This is a genomic window from Dactylosporangium darangshiense, assembly GCF_039537565.1.
GTDB lineage: Bacteria > Actinomycetota > Actinomycetes > Mycobacteriales > Micromonosporaceae > Dactylosporangium > Dactylosporangium darangshiense.
Window position 1 is genome coordinate 1 of record NZ_BAABAT010000029.1, and the last position, 21400, is coordinate 21400.

Genomic DNA, 21400 nt, shown 5'->3' on the forward strand with positions numbered 1-21400 from the left:
GGTCAGACAACCGCCGAACACGCACAGGTTCTGCCACCCCGACAGCCTGGCCGCGACAACGCCGTCCAGCGTGGAGGCCGAGCGGCGTGTCAACCAACACCGTGAACGTTCGTGGTCAGAGCACTAGCCCTTGAGGAGCTGCCGGGCCATGACGATGCGCTGGACCTGGTTGGTGCCCTCGTAGATCTGCGTGATCTTGGCGTCGCGCATCATGCGCTCCAGTGGGAAGTCCCGCGTGTAGCCGTAGCCGCCGAGCAGTTGGACGGCGTCGGTGGTGATCGACATCGCGGCGTCAGAGGCGAAGCACTTCGCGGCGGCGCCGAAGTACGTCAGGTCGTCGTCGCCCCGCTCGGACTTCGCCGCCGCGGCGTAGGTCAGCTGGCGGGCCGCCTCGAGCTTCATGCCCATCTCGGCCAGCATGAACTGGATGCCCTGGAAGTCGGCGATCGGCTTGCCGAACTGCTTGCGCTCCTGCACGTAGCCCAGGGCGAAGTCCAGCGCGCCCTGCGCGATGCCCAGGGCCTGGGCCGCGATCGTGACCCGCGTGTGGTCCAGCGTGCGCATCGCGGTGCCGAAGCCGGTGCCGGGCTCGCCGATGATGCGGTCGGCGGGGATGCGGACGTTGTCGAGGTACACCTCGCGGGTCGGGCTGCCCTTGATGCCGAGCTTCTTCTCGGGCGCGCCGAAGCTCACGCCCGGGTCCGACTTCTCGACCACGAACGCCGAGATGCCGCGGGAGCGCGCGGCCGGGTCGGTGACGGCGAACACGGTGTAGTACTCGCTCACACCCGCATTGGTGATCCATCGCTTGACGCCGTTGAGCACCCACGAGTCGCCGTCGCGCTCGGCGCGGGTCTTCATGCCGGCCGCGTCGCTGCCGGCGTCGGGCTCGGACAGGCAGTAGGAGAACATCGCCTCGCCGCGGGCGACGGGGGGCAGGTAGCGCTGCTTGAGCTCCTCCGAGGCGGCCAGCAGCAGCGGCATGGTGCCGAGCTTGTTCACCGCCGGGATGAGCGAGGACGACGCGCAGGCGCGGGCGACCTCCTCGATGACGATGGCGGTCGCGAGGGCGTCGGCGCCGGCGCCGCCGTAGGCGGCCGGAATGTGCGGAGCGTGGAAGTCCGATGCACGCAGCGCGTCGTAGGAGGCCTGGGGAAACTCGCCGGTCTCGTCGGCCGCGGCGGCGTTCGGTGCCACCTTGCCGTCACATACCGCACGCACTGCCTCACGTACCGCTTCGTGCTCCTCGGGCAGCTGGTAGACCTCGAACACGGCAAACCCCCTCGTCGCAGCACTCCTGAACCGCCGTTCAGCGGCCCGCCGAGTGTGAGCATACCGACGAGTAATGAAGCGGCCGGAGGCGCACGGGCGACCAAGGGACTATCCTCGCCGTGGCGACGTCAGCCCGACCCCACCAGGGGGAGGCCACGGCGCGGACCTCGAACGAGCGGAGACAAGGCGTGACCATCGCGTACCCGAGCACCCCACCCGTCGTAGCCCCGCCGTCCGGGTCGGCGCGGCCCCGGCTGACCTTCCTGGGCACCGGATACCTTGGCGCGACCTATGCGATCTGCTTCGCCGAGCTCGGTTATGAGGTTATCGGCTTCGACATCGACGAGGCGAAGATCGCCAAGCTCGCGGGCGGCGACGTGCCGTTCCACGAGCCCGGCCTCGACGAGCTGCTCCGCAAGAACCTGTCGGCCGGTCGGCTGCGCTTCAGCACCTCCTACGAGGAGGTCGCCGAGTTCGGCGACATTCACTTCATCTGCGTCGGCACCCCGCAGCGGCCCGACGGCATGGCCGCCGACCTGTCGCACGTCGAGAGCGCCGTGACCAACCTGGCGCCGCGCCTGACCCGCAAGGCCCTCATCGTCGGCAAGTCCACCGTCCCGGTCGGCACCGCCGAGTGGATCGAGCAGATCGTCGAGCGCCACACCCCGGCCGACCTGGGCGTCGAGGTGGCCTGGAGCCCCGAGTTCCTGCAGGAGGGCGTCGCCGTCGAGGACGTGCTGCGGCCCAACCGGGTGATCTTCGGGGTCAAGTCCGAGTGGTCGATCGGCATGCTCTACTCCGCGCACAAGGGCGTGTTCGACCTGGCGCTCACCGAGGACCGCGAGGTCCCGGTCGTCGTCACCGACTTCGCCACCGCCGAGCTGGTGAAGGTCGCCGCCAACGCGTTCCTGGCCACCAAGATCTCCTTCATCAACGCGATGGCCGAGGTCTGCGAGGCCGCCGGCGCCGACGTCACGCAGCTGGCCCGCTCGATCGGCTACGACGCCCGCATCGGCAACAAGTTCCTGCGCGCCGGCGTCGGCTTCGGCGGCGGCTGCCTGCCCAAGGACATCCGCGCGTTCCAGGCCCGCGCGCAGGAGCTCGGCGTCGGCGAGGCGCTGCGCTTCCTGCACGAGGTCGACCTGATCAACCAGCGCCGCCGCCAGAAGATCGTCCAGCTCTCCGCCGAGCTGCTCGGCCGCGGCTACGGCCCGGCCGGTCCGGACCTGGCCGGCACCCGCATCACGGTGCTGGGCGCCACGTTCAAGCCCAACTCCGACGACGTGCGCGACTCGCCCGCCCTGTCGGTGGTGCGCAAGCTGTCCCGCTCGGGCGCCGAGGTCACCGTCTACGACCCGGAGGGCATGGACAGCGCCCGCGCCGACGTGCCGGACGTGTCCTACGCCAAGACCCTCACCGACGCCGTCACCGGCGCCGACCTGGTCTGCGTGCTGACGGAGTGGGAGGAGTTCCGCTACGCGGACCCGAACGCGCTCGCACCGCTCGTCGCCGCCAAGAAGGTCATCGACGGCCGTAACTGCCTCGACCAGGCCGTCTGGGCGGCCGCCGGGTGGGAGTACCGCGGCATGGGGCGCCCGGTCGTTTCATAGAGAAACTCCCGAACGAGCGCTTCGCTTTCGTAGCACGGCGAAACAAGGCATTCTTCCCAGTAGGGCGTGAACGGCCGGGGAACCGCACCGCGGGACCCCGGCCGACAGCACCGGGGGAGGAGTGGCGTGGACACGTATCCGTGCCCGGCGTGCCATGGGCCGGCCACAGAGGCGACCGGCTGCCGTAACTGCGGCCGGCCGCACGATCCGGATGCGGCGGCGCTCGCCCTGTTCCAGCGCACGGTCGCGGCGCTCGAGCAGAAGAAGCGCGACCTCACCGACGACACACAGGCCCTGCGCAAGCAGTTGGCGCACACCAGCGCACAGCGCGACAGCCTGCGGCGCAAGGTCCGGGCCTCGCTGGAGGCCGAGCGGGCGGCGCAGGCCAAGCGGCCGCTGCTGGGCCGCTCGCGGGAGACGCCGCCGCCCGCGGTCGTCGCGCCGACGAGCAACCCCCAGCAGCGGTACTCCCCGAGGGCTCCGCACGCCATCGAGAGCGGTCACGCACCGGGTGAGCCGGAGGGCGGGACGTCCCATCCGGTCATCGCGCCGGAGCGCCCGCCGGGGGCCCGCCTGCCGCAGATGCGCCGCCCGCCGGGGGCCGGCGGCGGTGGCGGCGCCGACAAGCCCGAGGCCACCCAGAGCAGCATGCAGGCGTCGGTCCTGGCGCTCGGCGGCCTGCTGCTGGCCGGCGCGGCGATCGTGCTCACCCTCGACGCGTTCGGCACCGTCGGCACCTTCGGCCGGATCGTCTCCCTGGCCGCCATCACCGCCATTGCGCTCGCCCTGCCGCTGGTGCTCGTCCGGCGCGGGCTGAGCGCCACCGCCGAGACCGTCGCCTCGGTCGCGCTGCTGCTGGTGCTGCTCGACGGCTACGTCGTGCGCTCGGAGAAGCTGCTCGGCTCCGACCGGCCCCAGTTCAGCACCTACCTGGGCATAGTCTGCCTGCTCACCGCGGGCGTCGCGGCCCTGTACAGCCTGCAGAGCCACCTCATCGCCTCCCGATATGCGACCCTGCTCGCCCTGCAGCCGGTCCTGCCGCTGCTCGCCCTGGACGCGATCCACGGCCCGACCGGCTGGGCGATCGCCCTGTCCGGTGTGGCGCTCATCGACCTCGGCTTCGCCATCGCGCTCAAGCAGTCCGTGCAGCGGCGCATCGACGCGCACCACGAGAACGCCGAGGCCGAGGACCAACCGGCGCACACCGGCCGCACCAACCGCATCGCCGACGGGCTCATGCGCGACCTCGCCTGGGGCCTGTTCGCCCTGGCCTGCGGCCTCGCCCTGCTCTGCGCCGCGGTCGGGCTGGCCACCACCGGCGAGCGCCTGGCGACGCTGCAGGCAGCCGTCGCGATGCTCATCGCCGCGTTCCTCAGCGTCGGCGGCTCGCTCGCGTGGCGCCGCGGCGCCCTGCCCGACGTCGCCGCCGGCGTGGCCACCGCCGCGGTCATCGTGGCGATCGCCCGCGTCGGCGCCGTCTGGCTGCCCGGCTCAACGCCGCTGTTCCTGGCCCTCGCCGTCACCGTCGCGGCCGCCGGTGTGCCGTTCCTGCCCGCCGACGCCCGCCGCGGGCCCCGATACGCGGTGTCCGTGTCCGCCGCCGGCGCCATGCTGCTGGTGCTGGTCAAGGCGCTCCCGGGCATCATCGCCCCGCTGCGGGCGGCCTGGCCGGTGTGGAACGCGGACCTGGGGCGGTATTCGGCCCGCGTGCACGAGGCGGTCGGCCCGAACGGATGGCAGTACGTCATCGCCGTGCTCCTGCTGACCGGCGCCGGCGTGCTGATGCTCAGCGGCCGCAGCGAGCCCGTCTCGATGCCGCTGAACGTCGGCTGGAGCCCGTCGGCGCCGCCCGACGAGCTGCGCGCCGACGTCGCCATCGTCGGTGCCGCACTCACCCTGCTCGTCACGCCGGCCGCGCTGGGCCTCAGCTGGCTCGCCGTGCCGGCGCTGACGGTGAGCGCCGCGGTCGCCGCCGGCGCGCTCGCCCTGCGGGTCCGCGCCGCGCACACCGCGTGGGCCTGCCTCGGCGCCGGGCTCGGCCTGGGCCTGTACGCGGCCGCGGCCAGCCTGACCCGCCCCGCGGCCACCTCGATCACCCTGACCGCGATCACCGTCGCCGGCGCCGCCATCGCGCTGCTGCCCAGCCCGCACCAGACCGACGGCAACCGGCTGGCGGCCTCCCGCCGGGTCACCGACGCCGCGGCCGGCGGCGCGATCTTCGCCCTGCCCGGCGCGGCCGCGGCCGGCGCTGCGATCGTCTTCGGCGACCTGCCCGGCGGGGCCACCGTCGTGCTGGTGCTGAGCTTCCTCGCCCTCGCCGTGGGCCTCGGCGTCGCCGCGCTCACCCAGGTCGCCCGGGGCGAGCAGAGCCCGCCGCTGCTGGCCGGGGCCACCGCCGGCGCGGTCGCGGTCGGCGTCGCCACCGTCGTCGCGCGCGGCGCCACCACGATCGACCTGGTCATCGGCCTGCTCATGCTGATCGCCGCGATCATGTTGTGGGTCGCGCCGCGGATGGACGACCGGCAGACCTTCGGCATGGACTTCTCCGGCGCCGACGCCGCCGCGGCGGCCGTGACGATCGCCGCCATCGGCGCCATCGCCCGCGCCGTGTCGCTGGCCGCTTCCGGCATCGAGGTGGTCACGCTCGCGCTGCTGGTCTTCATCGCCGCGGTCGGCGCCCGGACGTTGCCCGAGGAGTGGCGCCGCGGCCCGGTCGCCGGCGCCGCCATGGTCGGCTTCGGCACCGGCCTCTACGCCGGCGCGCTGTCGGTCATCGGCGCCGTGGGCGTCATCCGGGCCGCGAGCCCGCCCTGGCGCGCGCCGCTGGACTCGCACTGGACCGCGACCACGCACGGCCTGGTCCAGTTCGGCTGGCAGGTCCCGATCGCCCTGCTGCTGCTCGCCGGCGCCGCCGCGATCGCGCTGCCGCAGCCCTACGGCGACGACACCGCGGCCACCGCCGTCGTGCTCGCGACGCTCGGGGCGCCGGTCGGCCTCGGCCTCGGCTGGCAGGCCCCGATGATCATCGGCTGGGCCGCGGCCACCGGCGTCGGCATCTGGGCGGCCTTCGCGCGCAGCTGGCGCGGCGCCTACACGAGGCTCGGCGCGGCGCTCGTCGCCGGGGCGTTCGCGGCCGGGGCGAGCCTGGTGCGGCCGGGCGCGACCGCGGGCACGCTGGCGGCGCTCGGGGTCAGCGGCGCGCTCGTGGCCGGCCTCGCCCGCACCGTGGCGCTGCGCCGCGGCGAGGGCGACGGCCCGGACGACTCCGGCGAGTTCGCCGGCGGCACGCTCACCGTCGTCGGCGGCGTGGGCGTTGCCGGCTCGCTGTTCGCCTTCACCGGCGCGGCCGCGGCCATGGTCGGCGGGCTGTACCCGGAGCGGGCCAGCACCATCCTCATCGCCGCGCTCGCCACCGCCGCGCTCGGGCTCGCCGTCGCGGCCGCCGGTGCGCAACAGGCGCCCGGCTACCTGCCGTACGTGAGCGGCGGCGTCGCCGTGTCCACCACCACGACCGCGGTCGCCGCGCTCCTCGTGCAGCGCGACGGCGCGGTCGTGTACGCCGCCGCGGCCGCCCTACTCGGCGTGCTCGCGGAGCTGCTGCGCGCCAACTGGTACCGCCCGTCGGCGCCCGAGCCGGCCCGCGGCTTCCGCCCCGACCGCACCAACCGCCCGGTGACCCGCTGGCAGCAGTCGCGCATCCCGCGCAACTTCGCCCTCGGTGTGGCCGCGGCCGCCGGTGTGCCGGCCGGGATCGTCGTGGTGTTCCTCGCGCCCGCGCTGCTGGCCGCGCTCGCCGGGCCGTACCGCTGGATCCAGCAACCCTGGACCGGCACCCCGGCGACGGCCGCCGACCTCGGCCCGCTCGGGCACTACGCCGGCAACAGCACCCACGTCCTCGGCGCGTTCCTGCTCACCGTCGCCGGCGCGCTGATGGCCGTCGGCCTCGGCGGCAGCGGCCAGGCGGTGGCCAACCGGGCCGTGGCGATCGTGGTGCCCGGCGCCGCGCTCACCCTGCTCATCGCGCCGGCCGCGCTGGGCGCGCCCTGGCCCGTGCAGCCGACCCTGGCGCTGATCGTGGCCACCATCGCCGGGCTCGGCCTCGCGCTCACCTTCCCGCCGACCGCGGACGGCCCCGACGGCCGGCTGATGATCCAGGCCCGGCGGCTGGTGTTCGTGATCGCCGTGCTGGCCGCGGGCGCCGGCGGCGCGGGCAGCCTCGCCACCCGGTCGCAGACCCTCACCTGGCTCGCCGGGTCGGTCGTGGTCGGCGCGATCGGCGGCATCTGGGGCAAGACCGTCAACGGGCGGATGCTCGGCTGGCACGTGGCCGCCTCGACCGCCGAGGGCTTCGCGGTCGCGGCCGGGCTGGCCGCCGGGCTGGGTCTTCGCCAGTGCGCGTTCCCGCTGCTCATCGTGGCCACCGGGCTGCTGGTGCTGGGCGCCGCGATGCCTCGGCTGCGCCCCAGCGAGACCATCAACCGGGAGGCGCTGACGATCGAGGCCGCCGGGTACGCGGGCGCGGGCATCGCGGTCCTGCTCACCCTCGGCTCGCCCGCGCACACCGCGGCCGCGCTGACCGCCGTCGGCGCCGTGCTCGGCCTGTCCGCGGCGCGCAAGGGCCGCAGCGCCCGGCACCGCACGATGCTCATCATCGCCGCGTCGGTCGCCGAGCTGATCGCGATCTGGCTGCTGCTGATCACCGTGCGGGTGGCGCTGCCGGAGGCCTACACGCTGCCCTTCGCCGCGCTCGCCCTCATCACCGGCCTGATCGAGATCCGCAACCGCCCGGAGCTGGGCAGCTGGGTCGCCTACGGCCCGGCGCTGGTCGCCGGGTTCGCGCCCAGCCTGGCCATCGCCGTCGCCCAGCCGGACTCCCCGGAGCTGCGGCGGGTCCTGCTGATCCTGGCCGGCGTCATCACCGTGGCGGTGGGTGCGGTACGCCAGCAGAAGGCCCCGGTCGCCGTCGGCGCCGCCGTGACGGTGATCGCCACCGTCAACGAGCTGTTCCGCATCGGGCTGCCGCTGTGGATGATGCTGCTGCTCTTCACCGGGACGGGCGTGCTGCTGGTGAGCCTCGGCGCCACCTACGAACAGCGCCAGCGCCTCGACCGGCTGCGCGGGGTGTACCGCGGCATGCGCTGACCCCGGCGCCGACCCTCCGGCCGGGGTGTGACCGCCGCCACTGCGGCGCCGGCTCACGCCCCGTGTCTCGGCCTCGTCCTGGTGGGCGAAGGCAGAGACCATTGCTGAAGGAGCGGTCATGAAGACCACCGAAATCGTCGTCCTGGGCGCCGGCTACACCGGCCTGATGGCGGCCCTCGGCACCGCCCGGCGCACCCGCCGGCTCGGTGGCAGGGTCACCCTGGTCAACCCGTCCGGCCGGTTCACCGAGCGGCTGCGCATGCACCAGATCGCCAGCGGCCAGGACCTCGCCGAGCACCGCATCCCCGACCTCATCGCCGGCTCCGGCATCGAGTTCGTGCAGGGCTGGGCCAGGGGGCTCGATCCCGAGCGGCGCACCGTGCTCGTGGACGTCGACGGCGCCGAGCGCGAGATCCGCTACGACATCGCCGTCATCGCCCTCGGCAGCGTCGCCGACACCGTCACCGTGCCCGGCGTCGACGCGCACGCGTTCACGCTGGACAGCCCGGACACCGCGGCCCGCCTCGCCGAGCGCCTGGCGGCCGAGCCCGACGGCACCGTCGCCGTCGTCGGCGGCGGCCTGACCGGCATCGAGGCGGCGGCCGAGATCGCCGAGCGCCACCCCGGCGGCGAGGTCCTGCTGCTCGGCCGCGACGAGCCCGGCTCGATGATGTCGGCGCCGGCGCGGGAGTACCTCGGCAAGTCCCTGCACCGCCTGGGCGTGCGCGTCCGCGCGGGCGTCGAGGTCGCGGAGGTCCGGCCCGGCGCCGTGGAGCTGGCCGGCGGCGAGGTCGTGCCGGCGGCGGCCGTGCTGTGGACCACCGGCTTCTCGGCCCGCCCGCTGGCCCGCGAGGCCGGCCTGGCCGTCGACGAGCGCGGCCGGGTGCTGGTCGACGCGACGCTGCGCTCGGTGTCGCACCCGGAGATCTACGCGGTCGGCGACTCCGCCGCGGTCCGCCAGGCCTGGGGCGTCATCCACGGCACCTGCCAGAGCGGCATGCCGACCGGCGCCTACGCGGGCCAGGCCATCGCCCGGCGCCTGCGCGGGCGGCCGGTGAAGCCGTTCCGCTTCGGCTACATCCACCAGCCGGTGTCGCTGGGCCGCCGCGACGCGGTCATCCAGTTCACCCACCCCGACGACTCGCCGCGCAAGTTCTTCCTGACGGGCCGGGCGGCCGTGTTCTACAAGGAGATGGTGACCAGCAGCCCGCCGCCGGTGTACCGGATGTCGCGCCGCGTCGCCCTGCCCGCCTCGGCCTTCGTGGTCGCGGCCGGCCGGTCCAACCGGGGCGCGCCTAGCCCTGCGTGACGCTGAACGGCTGCAGATAGATGTGTTGCGCCGCCGGCACGAAGTCCTGGATGTGCCGGCGGGCGCTCATCAGCGCGCCCGCGACGTCGGCGCCGTCGGGCAGGCCGACCAGGGCGGTGACCAGCAGCTCGTCGTGCGCGACCCGCAGCACGCGCAGCTGCGCGACCGAGCGCACGTCGGCGGCGACCAGCGCGAGCTGGACGCCGGTCGCGTCCTCGGCCGACGCCGGGCTCAGGGTCAGCAGCCCCACCAGGCGTACCGCGAGGACGACCGCCACCGCGCCGACCCCGGCCGCGACCGCGCCCGCGGCGACGGCGTCGATCAGCCGGGCCCCGGCGGCGTGGCAGGCGGCGACCGCGGTCAGGGCGGCCGCGGTCGAGCCGAGGGCGGTGAGGTGCAGCACGACGGCGAGCGGGGTCCGCAACTGCGGCGCGTGGCGCACGAACCGCCACCACGACGTGCCGCCGCGGGCCCCGTTGGCGCCGGCCAGCACGCTGACGGCGGCGGCGAGCTCGGCGAGCAGGGCGCCCGGCAGCTCGAGCTGGCCGGCCGTGCCGTCGCCGAGGCAGGCGGGAGCACCCAGCGGTACCACTGGAGCCACGAACGCCACCCAAAGCGCCGCGACGGCGGCGAGGGCCACCCCGCACACCAGCGGCAGCAGCGCCCGCTCGCGGCGGGCCTCCCGCGTGCCGACCTGGGTCAGCGCGCCGGCGCCGGCGAGCGCCGCGGCGGCGACCCGGGGCCCGGAGGCGCCGGCCGCGCACGCCCCGGCCAGCAGCGCGACGGCGAGAGCGCCGCAAGGGGCGGCCACCCGGCGGAGGACTGCGGCGTCGGCCACGGGCACATGGTGGCGCACGCGCGCCACCCCGCCCGCGCTCAGTCCGCCCGGGGCGCCTGCTCGAGCTGCTCGAGGACCCAGCGGGCCCAGTCGCGCTGCAGCTCGAACCAGCGCCGGCCGAACTCCGCGGCGAAGCGGGCGTAGCCGTGCGGCTGGTCCGGCGGCACCGAGTCCTCGATCATCTTGATGGTGTCCGCGAGCTCGACCGCCTCCCGGTCGCTGGCGTCGGCCATCTGCTCGGCCAGCACGCGAACGTCGGGGAGGTCGAGCGAGGAGAGCATGAACAGGCGGAGCACGAACTCGTTGCGCGCGGGCGCCTCGCTGAGCGGGCTGAACATCCAGCGGCGCAGCTCCGCGCGGCCGGCGTCGGTCACGCCGTACACCTTGCTGCCGCGCGACCCCTCGTCGACGACCTCCGCGAGGCCGTCCGCCGCCATGCGCTTGAGCTCCGGATAGATCTGGCTGTGGCCGGCGCTCCAGGCGTAGCCGGACAGCGTCTCCTCGACGCGCCTTGTCAGGTCGTAGCCGTTCTGCGGGGAGTCGGCGAGCAGACCCAGCAGGGCGTGACGAAGGGACATGCCAGAAGTCTAACCTGTCGTAACTGACATGTCGAGATCGTCATGACGGCGTTGACATGTCGAGAATGACATGTCAGGCTTTGCATATGGATGACGACAAGCCCGGCTACACCGCCCCGGTGCCGGACGAGATCGACGCCCGGGACCTGGAGGTCGACGGCGCGCTGCCGTTCGAGCTCACCGGGCGGTACTTCCGCAACGGGCCCAACCCGCGCCCGGGCGACCTTGCCCCGCACTGGTTCACCGGGTTCCACGGCCGCTGGATCGGAGACGCGCGATGAACGAGAAGACCCCCGGCTTCGTGGCCATCCTCTCCTCCCTGTTGTGGGACGTCGGCCTCTCCCTCGCCGCCTACTTCGTCGCGCACTGGCTCGGCGCGAGCGACTACGTCGCGCTGCTGGCCGGCTCGGTCGTCGCGCTCGCCCGCGTGCTGTGGGTGGCCGCCCGGGCCCGCAAGTTCGACATGTTCGCCGCCGTGATGCTCGGCGTGTTCCTGGTCGGCCTGGGCCTGTCGTTCCTGACCGGCAGCCCCAAGTTCCTGCTCGTCAAGGAGTCCTTCGGCACCGGCATCGCCGGCCTGGCCTTCGTCGTCTCCTGCTTCGTCGGCCGCCCGCTGATCTACCACGCCGCCCTGCGCATGCAGGAGGGCGACCCGGACCGCGTCGCCGACTTCGAGCGGAAGTGGACCGAGGTGCCGCAGTTCCGCCGCAACTTCCGCATCATGTCCGCGGCGTGGGGCGCCGGCCTGCTCTTCGACGCGATCGTGCGGGTGCCGCTGGTGCTGTCGCTGTCCACCTCGGCCGCGGTCACCGCCTCGACGGTGCTGTTCGTCGCCACGATGGTGCTGCTCGCGCTGTGGAACGTCCGCTTCGTCAAGGCGATCCAGGCCCGTGCCGCGCAGCTCGAGGCCCAGACGGCCTGAGCGGCCTCGAGTTTTACACCGGCTCGGAAGCCAGCTGCGGCTCCCGAGCCGGTTCCGTCTCCGGCCGCGGGACCGTGCGCAGCAGCAGGGCCGGGATCAGCGCGAGGGCGGCGGCGCCGGCGGCCCACCAGAATGTCGTACCGAATGCGCGGCCCAGTTCCGCGACCGAGCGCGCGGCCGAGGCGTCGTGCTGCAGCGACACCGCGAGGATTGCGACCCCGAACGAGCCGCCGACCTGCTGGAACACCCGCACCGCGGTGGTCGCGTGCGGCACGGCGGCGGCGGGCAGGCCCCCGTAGACGGCGGACTGGGCCGGCACCAGTACCGCGCCGAAGCCGAGGCCCGCGCCGGCGATCAGCGGGACCAGCACCCACTGGCTCGTGCCCGCCGACAGCTGCGTGAGCGCGAGGGTCACGCCCACCAGCAGCGCGGCGCCACCGACCGCCACCGGGCGCACGCCGACCCGGCCGGTGAGGCGGCCGGCGAGCGTCAGCGAGATCGCCGAGCCGATGCCGTGCGGCGCCAGCAGCAGCCCGGCGTGCAACGGGCTGTAGCCGTGGACCTGCTGGTAGTACAGCGGGATCAGCAGCAGCGTGCCGAGCAGCGCGACCATCGCGAGGAACATCATCACGGTCGCGGCGGTGAAGTTGCGGCTGCGGAACAGGCGCAGGTCGACCACCGGCTCGCCGGTGCGCAGCGCGTGCGCGACGAACCAGCCCAGCAGCGCGACGCCGGCGCACAGCGACAGCAGGGTCGCGGCCGAGCCGAAGCCGCCGTGCGCGCCCGCGCGCGACAGGCCCCAGACGATGCCGACGATCGCGGGGGAGAGCAGCGCCAGGCCGAGTGCGTCCAGCCGGGCCGGCCGCTCGATGCGCTCGGCCGGCATGATCCGCGCCGCCGCCCACGCCGCGGCGATGCAGATCGGCAGGTTGATGAGGAAGATCCAGCGCCAGCCGGGCCCGTCGACGAGCACGCCGCCGATCACCGGGCCGAGGACCGGGCCGAGCAGCAGCGGGGCGCCGACCATCGCCATCACCGTGCCGAGCTGCCGCCCGGCGGCCCGGCGGGCGAGGATCGTCTGGAACAGCGGCATCAGCATGCCGCCGCCGAGGCCCTGCACCACCCGCATCGCGATGAGGCTGCCGGCCGACCAGGCGATCCCACACAGCAGCGAACCCGCCGTGAACAGCGCGAGCGAGGCGAGCCACGCGGCCCGGGCGCCGAAGCGGTCGATCGCCCAGCCGGCGACCGGGATCACCGCCGACATCGCCAGCAGGTACGCGGCGCTGACCCACTGCACGGTGCCGAGGCCCGCGCCGAAGTCGCGCCGGAAGCTCTCCAGCGCGATGTTGACCATCGTCGAGTCCATCTGGACCAGGAACACGCCCAGCAGGATCGCGCCGACGAGCGCGAGCAGATCCCTGGGCAGCTTCTCCGCCATGCCCGATCCCTCCGTACGACTATTTCCGATACAACGTATCGCAGCTCGATACAATGTATCGGCATTCCGTACGTCGTACAATGGCCGGCGTGACGGAAGCCCGTGGACCGCTCTGGACTCGTCCGGCCGCGGCCAAGCCGGAGCGCCTGACGCGCGAGGTGGTCGTCGCGACCGCGGTGGGCATCGCCGACCGGGAGGGGCTCGACGCGGTCACGGTCCGGCGCATCGCCGCCGAGCTGCAGGCCCGGCCGATGAGCCTCTACTCGTTCTTCAAGCGCAAGGACGACCTGATCGACCTGATGGTCGACCACGTCCTCGGCGAGATGCTGGTGGACGAGATCCCCGCGGACTGGCGCACCGCCCTGCGGGCCGTCCTGCACCGCCAGCTCGAGGTGGGCGGGGCGCACCTCTGGGTGATGAGCGTGTTCGGCGCGCGGGCGCCGATCGGCCCGAATGCCGCGCGCCACGCCGAGCAGTCGCACGCCGCCATCGCCGGGCTGGGCCTGCCGCCGGAGCGCGCCGTCCGCCTGCTGCGGGTCGTCGACACCTACCTGTGGGGCTTCGCCACCCTCGCCGGCCAGGAGCTCGCCGCCCGGCAGCGCGACGGCATCAGCGAGGAGGAGTGGAGCGCCTCGACCGAGGCCTACTTCGCCGAGCTCACCGCCGGCGGCGACCTGCCCCGCCTGGCCGCGGCCGGGCGCCAGGGCCTGCTGCGCGGCGAGGTGGATGCCTGGATCGCCGACTTCGACGAGGGCCTGGACTGGCTGCTCGACGGCTTCGAGCGGACGCTGCCCGGGTGAACGTCCGGCCGTGGGCCCCCGCCCACGGCCGCCCCCGTCCCCACTTGTACGACGAACGGCCGGCCTTCGATTCGACCGCCGCGGCGTAGTTGCGAAAAAGAAGGGGCCGGGCGATGCGCCCGGCCCCTCTCGCGGTGGTGCTGTTTGTCTAGCGGCCCTGCAGCGACTTCACGTTGTCGCCGAAGGTCCAGCCCTTCGAGCCGTCCCAGTTGATCGACCAGTCCATCAGGCCCTTGAGCTGGCTGTTCCAGGCCTGCGAGACCAGCGACGGGGTCATGTAGCCGCCGCCGGCGCCGGACTGTGCGGGCAGGCCCGGGACCTGCTTGTCATAGGGGACGCGGATCGTGGTGCCCTGGATCGTCAGGCCGGAGTTGAGGCAGTTGGTCTGGACCGTGAAGCCCTGGACCGTGCCGGCCGAGTACGAGTCGCCGGAGCAGCCGTACATGCTGCCGTTGTAGTACTGCATGTTGAGCCACCAGAGGCGGCCGTTGTCGACGTACTTCTTGATGATCGGCAGGTAGGCGCCCCAGATCGACCCGTAGGTCACGCTGCCGCCGGTCACGTACGCCGTCTCCGGTGCCATGGTGAGGCCGAAGTTCGACGGCATCTGCGCGAGCACGCCGTCGATGATGCGGATGAGGTTCGCCTGCGACGTCGAGAGCGTCCCGATGCTGCCGCTGCCGGTCAGCCCGGTCTCGATGTCGATGTCGATGCCGTCGAAGTTGTTGGCCTTCAGGATCGGCACGATCGTGGCGACGAAGCGGTCGGCGACCGCCGACGAGCTCAGGTCGATGCCGGCGGCGGCGCCGCCGATCGACATCAGCAGTGTCTGGCCGCTCGCCTTGGCCTGGCACATCTCCGCCGGGGTCGGCACCTTCACGCCCGCGTCCATGCCGTTCTCCCACAGCACCGTGCCGTCGGAACGGATGACCGGGAACGCCAGGTTGATGACGTTGTACCCGTGCTGCGCCATGCGCGAGTCGGTGATGGGGATCCAGCCGAGGCCCGGGTGCACGCCGTTGGAGGCGCCGTCCCAGTTCTCCCAATAGCCCTGCAGAACCTTGCCTGCCGGGCGGGACTTCACGCCGCACGTGCCGCCGGTCGGCGACGTCGTAGGCGAGGTCGACGGCGAGGAAGACGGCGAGCGGCTAGCCGACGGCGACGGCGACGGCGAGGACGTGCGCGAGGGCGAGGGCGACGCGGTCGGCGAGGTGCCGCCGCCGGTGCACGCGCCGAGGTCCTTCCACAGCGACGGCGTTGCCGCCGGGTTCCAGCCGGCGCCCACATAGGCGGTGTGGGTCACCAGCGCCTGGTACGTGTGCCCGTTGTAGGTCACCTGTTGCCCGGCCGTGTACGTGTTGCCCTCGGCCCAGTTCGGCGCCGAACAGGCGGCCGCGGCCGCGCTGCTCACGGCCTGTGCCTGGATCGTGGGCGCGAGGGCCAGCGCCGTCACGACGGCCGCGGCCGCGCCGATAACCAGGGCGAACTTGCGACGACGAGATCTCACGGGACCTCCAGCCCATCGATGGATCGATGAGCACGGACGCTATCAGTTAACACTATTAAATGTAAGGGTCGGAATCCTTAAAGAGGCGCCAGCTCGATCCGCAGCCGCGCGAGGGCGCCCGGGTCGCCGACGATGTCGATCGCCGCGATCCGCCCATCGACGACGGTGAACAGGAATGCACCCTTGACGTCGCCGCCGGGCGCCCAGGCCCAACCGGCCAGCCCGTCGATGCGCGCCGGCGTGACACCGCGGGCCCGCCCCGTGAACGCCCGCGCCACCCGCGGCGCCCCCGCTTCCGCCGCGAACACGCCCGTGCCGAGCGTTACGGCGTCGGGCCGCAGCGCCACGCCGGGCGCCAGCAGCTCGAGCAGCCCGTCGAAGTCCCCGGCCCGCGCCGCCGCAAGGAAGGCGGCGACCACTTCGTTGTGCTGCGGCGCCTGGTTGTCGGGCACGTCCGAGGCCCGCACCCGCCGCCGCGCCCGGCTGGCCAGCATCTTCGTCGCCGCCGGCGAGCGCCCGACGATCGTCGCGATCTCGTCGAACGGCACCCCGAACACGTCGTGCAGCACGAACGCGAGCCGCTCGGCCGGCGAGAGCGCGTCGAGCACGATGTCCAGCGCCGCGCCGACCGACTCGGCGAGCAGCACGTCCAGCTCCGGATCGCCGTCGTCGCCCCCGCGCGGCTCGAGCTCGCCGAGCTCGTCCTCCCGCCGCGTCCGCCGCGCGCGCAGCATGTCCAGGCAGATCCGCCCGACGACGGTGGTCAGCCACCCGCCGAGGTTGCGCACTTCGGACGCGTCGCTACGGGCGAGCCGCAGCCACGTTTCCTGCACCGCGTCGTCCGCTTCGTCCGGGGACCCCAGCAGCCGGTACGCCACCGCGCGCAGATGCGCCCGATGCCCTTCGAACCGCCGCGCCAGCTCGTCGTCGTGCTCGCACACCCGCGTTACCTTTCCCTGCCTTGGTACGTCACCCGTTCTGACGAAGCAGCCACCCCCGATGTAACAGGGAGCCCCTCTGCCATGACGAACCTCGTGCTGGTCACCGGCGGCACCGGCCGCCTGGTGACCGCCCGCCCCCACTTCGCCTACACAGTTAGGCGAAATGAACCAAATGGGCGAAACGAACTAATAGACGGAATGACCAGGTAGGCGGGATGAGCGGATAGGCGGAATGAGCGGTCAGCCGTCGCACGCCGACAGCCCGCGCCGCGGAGCCGAACCGGGGCCACACAGCGGTTTCGTGCGCCGGAGTGCAGGCGGCCCCCGTCGCCCAGTTGGGCAACGGGGGCCGAAGATGCTGCTCGGCTCAGCTCCGATCGCGCGGAGGCTGGGACCACGGCGAGTTCGACGGACCGTCGGTTCGCGGTCGGGCGTCCAGCGGCCGAGTGGCGTCGGGGTCGGGAGCCGGCTCGTCGTTCGGAGCGCCGCCCTCGGCCGAACCGCCGGCGCTCGAGTCGGCCGGGGCCGCGGGGGCTGAGCTTGAAGGAACCGGGGCCGCGGGGGCCGTTGCGGCTCGCTCGGCGGCCAGGCGGTCCAGCTCCGACGGGGTCGCGGCGGCGCGGCGTTCGGCCTCGCCGCGGGCGAAGGCGGCACGGCGCTCGGCGGCCTCGGCCGGGCTGGGCGCGGCGCCGCCGAAGCCGAAATTCGCCGTCTCCTCCGGATCGGGGGCCGGCGCCTGGAAACGGGTGGTCGCCTCGTCCCCGCCGACCGGGCCCGTCACGTCGACGCCGAAGGCCGGTGCCGGCTTGAATGCGGCGTTCGAGTCCTGAGGGCCGGGCTGGGTCGGCAGTACCGTGGTCGCCTCGACGGGCGGCTGCGGCGCCATCGGCTGGAAGCGGCTCGCCGGCCGCTCGCCCTCCGGTCCGCTCGGCGAGGCGTCGGGCGCGACGACCGGGTGCTGGCCGGAATCCGCGGCGTGGCGCGGGTGTGAAGGCACAGGAGACTGCCGCCCCGGGTGGAACGCCTCCGTCTCCTCGTCCTGCCCCGGCCGGATCTCCTCCCGCCCGGTGCGCGACGGCACCGCGAAGCCGTCGAACGACGGTCCGTCCAGGAGCGACTGCTCCCCGGGGACGGGGCCCCGGGCCGCCCGCGAGGGCAGCCCGCTCGGCATCTCCGCCGGGGGCTCGGCGGCCGGACCGGCGGCCGCATGCAGCGGCCGGGTGACTTCTTCGTCGGCCCCGCGGCTACTGCCGGGCGCCGGAATCACCGGCCAGGACCCGGATGGCCCGAGCTCGGCCGCACCCGGCGCGGGCGGCGCAGAGGACGCGAACGGCGTGGAAACCGGCGGCGTCGCCCCAAAAGGCGCGGACACCGGAGGCGCAGCGACCGGCGGCGTGCTGACCGGCGGCACCGAAACGGGAGGCACCGAAACGGGAGGCACCGAAACGGGCGGCGTCGGAACGGGAGGCACCGAAACGGGCGGCGTCGAAACCGGGGGAGCCGAAACCGGAGGCGGCGACACCGGCGGAGTGGAAACGGGAGGCGTCGTGACCGGAGGTGGCGAAGCGGACTGCGCACCACGGCTGTAAGCGGTGGCCCCCTCGACCGGCGCCCCAGGAGCGGCGCTGATCGGCGGCTGCCCACCCCCGTACGGCGGAGGCGGCGTAACCGGCGCGGTCTGCGGCCGAACGGGCAGATCCCCGGAGCCACCGACCGCGGGCGCACCCCCACCCGGTGCCCCACCCCAAGGCATCGCGACGGGCGCGGCGGGCGCGGCAGGCTCCGGCGTCAACCAGTTCGGCGCACTGACGGGCCCCGCCGACCCGGCCGGCGCAGGCGGGAACGGCCCCGGCGGCGGCCCGGACACCGGCGGCCCGGAAACGGGCGGGCCCGACATGGGCGACGCAGACATGGGCGACGCAGACATGGGCGACGCAGACATGGGTGGTCCCGACATAGGAGGTCCGGACATAGGAGATCCGGACATAGGAGGCGCGGAGACGGGCGGTCCAGGAATCACGGGAGCGGGCGGCCCGGAGACGACCGGCCGCCCGGGAACGACCGGCGGCGCGAACGACGGATACCCGCCGCCAACGGGCGAACCGGGCGGCGGCGGCACCGGCTGCGTCTCGTCGGAGGGCTGCGGGTAACCCCCGGGCTGCGGCAGCACCGAAGTGGCCGCGGCCGGGAACACCGTGGTCGGGCTGGGCGGCATCGCGCCGTAAGGGGGCCGCGCGGCCACCGGACGCGGGGGCGTCGGGCCGTGGCCCAGCGGGTACTCGTGGACGTCCGACGTCTCGGGACCCCCGGCGGCCGGCAGCGCCACCGCCGTGGGCCAGGGCCGCCAGCGCTTCACGCTCGCGGCGGCCACGAGCAGCGCGAGGCCCAGCACGGCCGTCGTGCCGTTGGTGACCGGGACGCGCAGGTCGGCCGTGGCGAAGCCCATGTCGATCGGGTCCAGGCTGTTGAACACCGAGATCGGGTCGATGAAGAGGCTGACGTAGGTGCCCAGCAGGGCCAGGCCGGCGACGATCGGGCCGACGGGGGAGATGCGCAGTGTGGCGATCAGGCCGATGATCAGGCCGGCGCCCAGCAGGTAAGCCGCGGGCAGCAACAGGTCGACGGAGTCGAAAGCGCCGCTTCCGACCCAGTCGACGACGGTTGCCGAAGACTTCTGCTGGCCGATGGCGATCAGCAGCCACGCGAGGGGGGCGATCAACATCCCCGCGATCAGGCTTCCGACGTGTCGCATGGGTCGCACCGTACCGTCTTTGGCATGACCGAGCACACCGGCCGACCGACCAGCCGTCCCAGTGGTTACTCGCGGGTCACGCTGAGCCGGATCATGACCGCCGTCGACGTGAACCTGTACGGAACGGTGCACGGCGGTGTGATCATGAAGTTCATCGACGATGTTGCCGGTGCGGCGGCGGCGCGGCACAGCGGCGGGATCGCGGTGACCGCCTCGATCGACGAGATCGTGTTCGTCGAGCCGCTGCGGGTCGGCGATCTGGTGCACGCATATGCCCAGGTCAACTGGACCGGCACCACGTCGATGGAGGTCGGCGTGCGCCTCGACGCCGAGCGGTGGGACGAGGTGAGCGAGTCCGCGCCGCTGGTCGTCGCCACCGCTTACCTCGTGTTCGTGGCGGTCGACGCCGACGGCAAGCCGCGCACCGTGCCCGCGGTGGTGCCCGACTCGCCCGCCAACGAGGGGCGCTGGCGAGAGGCGGAAATCCGACGCGAGCACCGTCTCGCACGTCGGGAAGCCATCCAGCGTCATCGCAGTACCAAATAGATCGTAAACCGCGGGGAACACGCCGGCGCGCAGCGGACAAGAACAAGGCGTGGACCCGGAAGGCAACCTCTTGATCGCGGATGGCTTCACCGCCCTCTACGACCGGCACGCAAGGGCGCTGTACCGCTACTGCGCGCGCCGCGTGGGGCCAGATCTCGCCGAGGACGCGGTGGCGCAGACGTTCCTCGTCGCGTACGAGAAGCGCCACACCATCGCCGACGGCGCCGACCCGCTGCCGTGGCTGTTCGGCATCGCCACCAATGTGCTGTTCCGCCATCGCCGCGACGAGGTGCGCGGCTACCGGGCGCTCGCCCGGACCGGCGCGGACCCGCTGCTGGCGCCGCTGTCGACGGAGAGCCACGCGGCGCGGTCGGACGAACGGGTGGACGCCGGCCAGCGGGCGCGCCTCATCGCGCGGGTGCTCGCCAAGCTGCCGGCCCGCCAGCGCGACGTTCTGCTGCTGTTCGCGGTGGCCGATCTGTCCTACGCCGAGATCGCCGAGGCTCTGGACCTGCCGTTGGGCACGGTCCAGTCGGCGCTGCACCGGGCCCGCACCAAGTTGCGAACAGCGCTGAATGAGGCGGAATGATGGATGAAGAACGTGATTTGACGGCGCTGCGGGAGTTCCGCAGCGCGCTCGACGAGCCGCCGGAGGGCGTGCTCGTCAAGGGCCGCTACCGCCTCGCGAGCAGCGAGTACCGTCCGCCGCGGCGCCGGCGGCAGTGGTTGCTGACCGGCGCCGGCGCGGCCGCGGCGGTGGCCGTGGTCGTCGGCGCGGTGGCCGTCGCGGGCGGCGGTGCCGGTGGCGGCGACGGCGGCGGGGAGCAGGCGGCGACGAAACCGGCCGTGGCGCCGGTGACCGACAAGGCCGACAAGGACCTGCCGGTGACGCCGGGCACCCGGGCGCCCGCGGGCGCGGCGATCGTCAACGAGGCCGGCGCGACGCACGCGAAGGCGGTCGCCGCGATGGACCGCCTGGCCTCCGCCGCCGCGGGCGCGTCGCCGCTGGAGATCGGCGAGGGCAAGGTGTTGTACATCAAGTCGTACAACCTCGCGTTTGGCCCGAACGCGAACATCCACGAGGTCTGGATGGACCCGAAAGCGATGGTGCCGCTGCGCATTCGGAGCACCGACGGGGGCGCGACGAACACCGACGTGGTCTCGGCGCAGGAGGAGATCGACGCGGCGGCGACCCAGCCGGCGAACATGCACCGGCCGACGACGCAGTACGTGGCGAGCCTGCCGGCGGACCCGGCGCAGCTGCTGGGGGCGTGGCGGCAGTGGGCGCAGGCCGTGTACCCGGGCCGGGGCGCCGACGGCATGATCTGGAAGGACGCCTACGAGCTGCTGCACTACTCGGAGCCGTTCTGGACCCCGGCGCAGCGGGCAGCGATCTACAAGGCGCTCGCGAAGATGCCCGACGTCAAGGGCGCGGGCATGCAGATCGATGGCAAGGCGTATGACCTTGTGTGCATGTTCCGCGCGGACGCCGGGCCGTCGGGCAACCCCGACTGCGTGCTCTTCGACTCGGTCACCGGCCGGTTCGCCGGCAACGTCACGCTGGGCGAGGGCCTGGCGCCGGGCGAGAACGTCACGCTGGTCGACTACGGCACCCAGCCGCGGCCGATCCCGGGGGTCAAGCCCTCCCTAGCGCCGTCGGGGAAGGCCAAAAAGTAAAAAGAAGACAAGGAAGTAAAAGATGATAAATCCGGATAAGTCGTGACCGCGGAGCTGTCATGACT

16 protein-coding genes are annotated in these 21400 nt (G+C 73.6%); 9 read left to right on the forward strand and 7 right to left on the reverse strand.

Annotated elements, in window-relative coordinates; all coding sequences use genetic code 11:
- Window positions 1-123: 123 nt before the first annotated feature.
- Window positions 124-1272 (reverse strand): acyl-CoA dehydrogenase family protein, encoded by a 1149-nt coding sequence (locus ABD901_RS38010; RefSeq protein ID WP_345134788.1) that lies wholly within the window; start codon window positions 1270-1272, stop codon window positions 124-126.
- Between the two features lie 188 nt (window positions 1273-1460).
- On the opposite strand from ABD901_RS38010, the gene ABD901_RS38015 reads away from it, so the two are divergent.
- The 3 genes from ABD901_RS38015 to ABD901_RS38025 all read left to right on the forward strand — a co-directional run bounded on the left by ABD901_RS38015 (window position 1461) and on the right by ABD901_RS38025 (window position 9333).
- Window positions 1461-2882 (forward strand): UDP-glucose dehydrogenase family protein, encoded by a 1422-nt coding sequence (locus tag ABD901_RS38015; protein ID WP_345134790.1) that lies wholly within the window; start codon window positions 1461-1463, stop codon window positions 2880-2882.
- A gap of 126 nt (window positions 2883-3008) precedes the next feature.
- Window positions 3009-8024, forward strand: a complete 5016-nt coding sequence (locus ABD901_RS38020; protein WP_345134792.1) for an SCO7613 C-terminal domain-containing membrane protein — start codon at window positions 3009-3011, stop codon at window positions 8022-8024.
- A 118-nt stretch (window positions 8025-8142) separates the two neighbouring features.
- Window positions 8143-9333, forward strand: a complete 1191-nt coding sequence (locus ABD901_RS38025) for an NAD(P)/FAD-dependent oxidoreductase (RefSeq protein ID WP_345134794.1) — start codon at window positions 8143-8145, stop codon at window positions 9331-9333.
- On the opposite strand, the gene ABD901_RS38030 is transcribed toward ABD901_RS38025, so the two are convergent.
- Entirely contained in the window at window positions 9320-10171 is an 852-nt protein-coding gene (locus tag ABD901_RS38030; RefSeq protein ID WP_345134796.1) for a hypothetical protein, read from the reverse strand. The genes ABD901_RS38025 and ABD901_RS38030 overlap by 14 nt on opposite strands.
- A 38-nt stretch (window positions 10172-10209) precedes the next feature.
- Entirely contained in the window at window positions 10210-10749 is a 540-nt protein-coding gene (locus ABD901_RS38035; RefSeq protein WP_345134799.1) for a PadR family transcriptional regulator, read from the reverse strand.
- 86 nt (window positions 10750-10835) lie between these two features.
- Here ABD901_RS38035 and ABD901_RS38040 point away from each other — a divergent pair, with 86 nt between their 5' ends.
- Both ABD901_RS38040 and ABD901_RS38045 read left to right on the forward strand, forming a co-directional pair.
- Window positions 10836-11030 (forward strand): carotenoid oxygenase family protein, encoded by a 195-nt coding sequence (locus tag ABD901_RS38040; RefSeq protein WP_345134801.1) that lies wholly within the window; start codon window positions 10836-10838, stop codon window positions 11028-11030.
- Window positions 11027-11671 (forward strand): VC0807 family protein, encoded by a 645-nt coding sequence (locus ABD901_RS38045; protein WP_345134803.1) that lies wholly within the window; start codon window positions 11027-11029, stop codon window positions 11669-11671. Before ABD901_RS38040 ends, ABD901_RS38045 begins: the two co-directional genes overlap by 4 nt.
- Window positions 11672-11684: 13 nt before the next feature.
- On the opposite strand, the gene ABD901_RS38050 is transcribed toward ABD901_RS38045, so the two are convergent.
- The gene (locus ABD901_RS38050; protein WP_345134805.1) at window positions 11685-13112 is read right to left on the reverse strand and encodes a DHA2 family efflux MFS transporter permease subunit; all 1428 of its coding nucleotides are present in this window, start codon (window positions 13110-13112) and stop codon (window positions 11685-11687) included.
- Between the two features lie 89 nt (window positions 13113-13201).
- Here ABD901_RS38050 and ABD901_RS38055 point away from each other — a divergent pair, with 89 nt between their 5' ends.
- Window positions 13202-13912 carry a TetR/AcrR family transcriptional regulator C-terminal domain-containing protein gene (locus ABD901_RS38055; RefSeq protein ID WP_345134806.1) on the forward strand — a complete coding sequence of 237 codons (711 nt, stop codon included), beginning with the start codon at window positions 13202-13204 and terminating at the stop codon, window positions 13910-13912.
- Between the two features lie 148 nt (window positions 13913-14060).
- Here ABD901_RS38055 and ABD901_RS38060 read toward each other — a convergent pair whose 3' ends face one another.
- The 3 genes from ABD901_RS38060 to ABD901_RS38070 form a co-directional block, all read right to left on the reverse strand.
- Window positions 14061-15419 carry a carbohydrate-binding protein gene (locus ABD901_RS38060; RefSeq protein ID WP_380137967.1) on the reverse strand — a complete coding sequence of 453 codons (1359 nt, stop codon included), beginning with the start codon at window positions 15417-15419 and terminating at the stop codon, window positions 14061-14063.
- Between the two features lie 77 nt (window positions 15420-15496).
- Complete coding sequence (locus ABD901_RS38065) at window positions 15497-16360, reverse strand: sigma-70 family RNA polymerase sigma factor (protein WP_345134807.1); 864 nt, start codon at window positions 16358-16360, stop codon at window positions 15497-15499.
- Window positions 16361-16727: 367 nt separating this feature from the next.
- Entirely contained in the window at window positions 16728-17627 is a 900-nt protein-coding gene (locus tag ABD901_RS38070; RefSeq protein WP_345134809.1) for a hypothetical protein, read from the reverse strand.
- Window positions 17628-19136: 1509 nt separating this feature from the next.
- On the opposite strand from ABD901_RS38070, the gene ABD901_RS38075 reads away from it, so the two are divergent.
- Genes ABD901_RS38075 through ABD901_RS38085 form a run of 3 tightly spaced genes read left to right on the forward strand, consistent with a single transcriptional unit; the run spans window position 19137 to window position 21335 of the window.
- Window positions 19137-19658, forward strand: coding sequence for an acyl-CoA thioesterase (locus ABD901_RS38075; RefSeq protein WP_345135034.1), 522 nt, complete (start codon window positions 19137-19139; stop codon window positions 19656-19658).
- A 49-nt stretch (window positions 19659-19707) separates the two neighbouring features.
- A complete protein-coding gene (locus ABD901_RS38080) occupies window positions 19708-20247 on the forward strand; it encodes an RNA polymerase sigma factor (protein WP_345134811.1) in 540 nt (179 codons plus the stop codon).
- Window positions 20247-21335, forward strand: a complete 1089-nt coding sequence (locus tag ABD901_RS38085) for a hypothetical protein (RefSeq protein WP_345134813.1) — start codon at window positions 20247-20249, stop codon at window positions 21333-21335. The genes ABD901_RS38080 and ABD901_RS38085 overlap by 1 nt, the downstream gene beginning before the upstream one ends.
- Window positions 21336-21400: the final 65 nt, after the last annotated feature.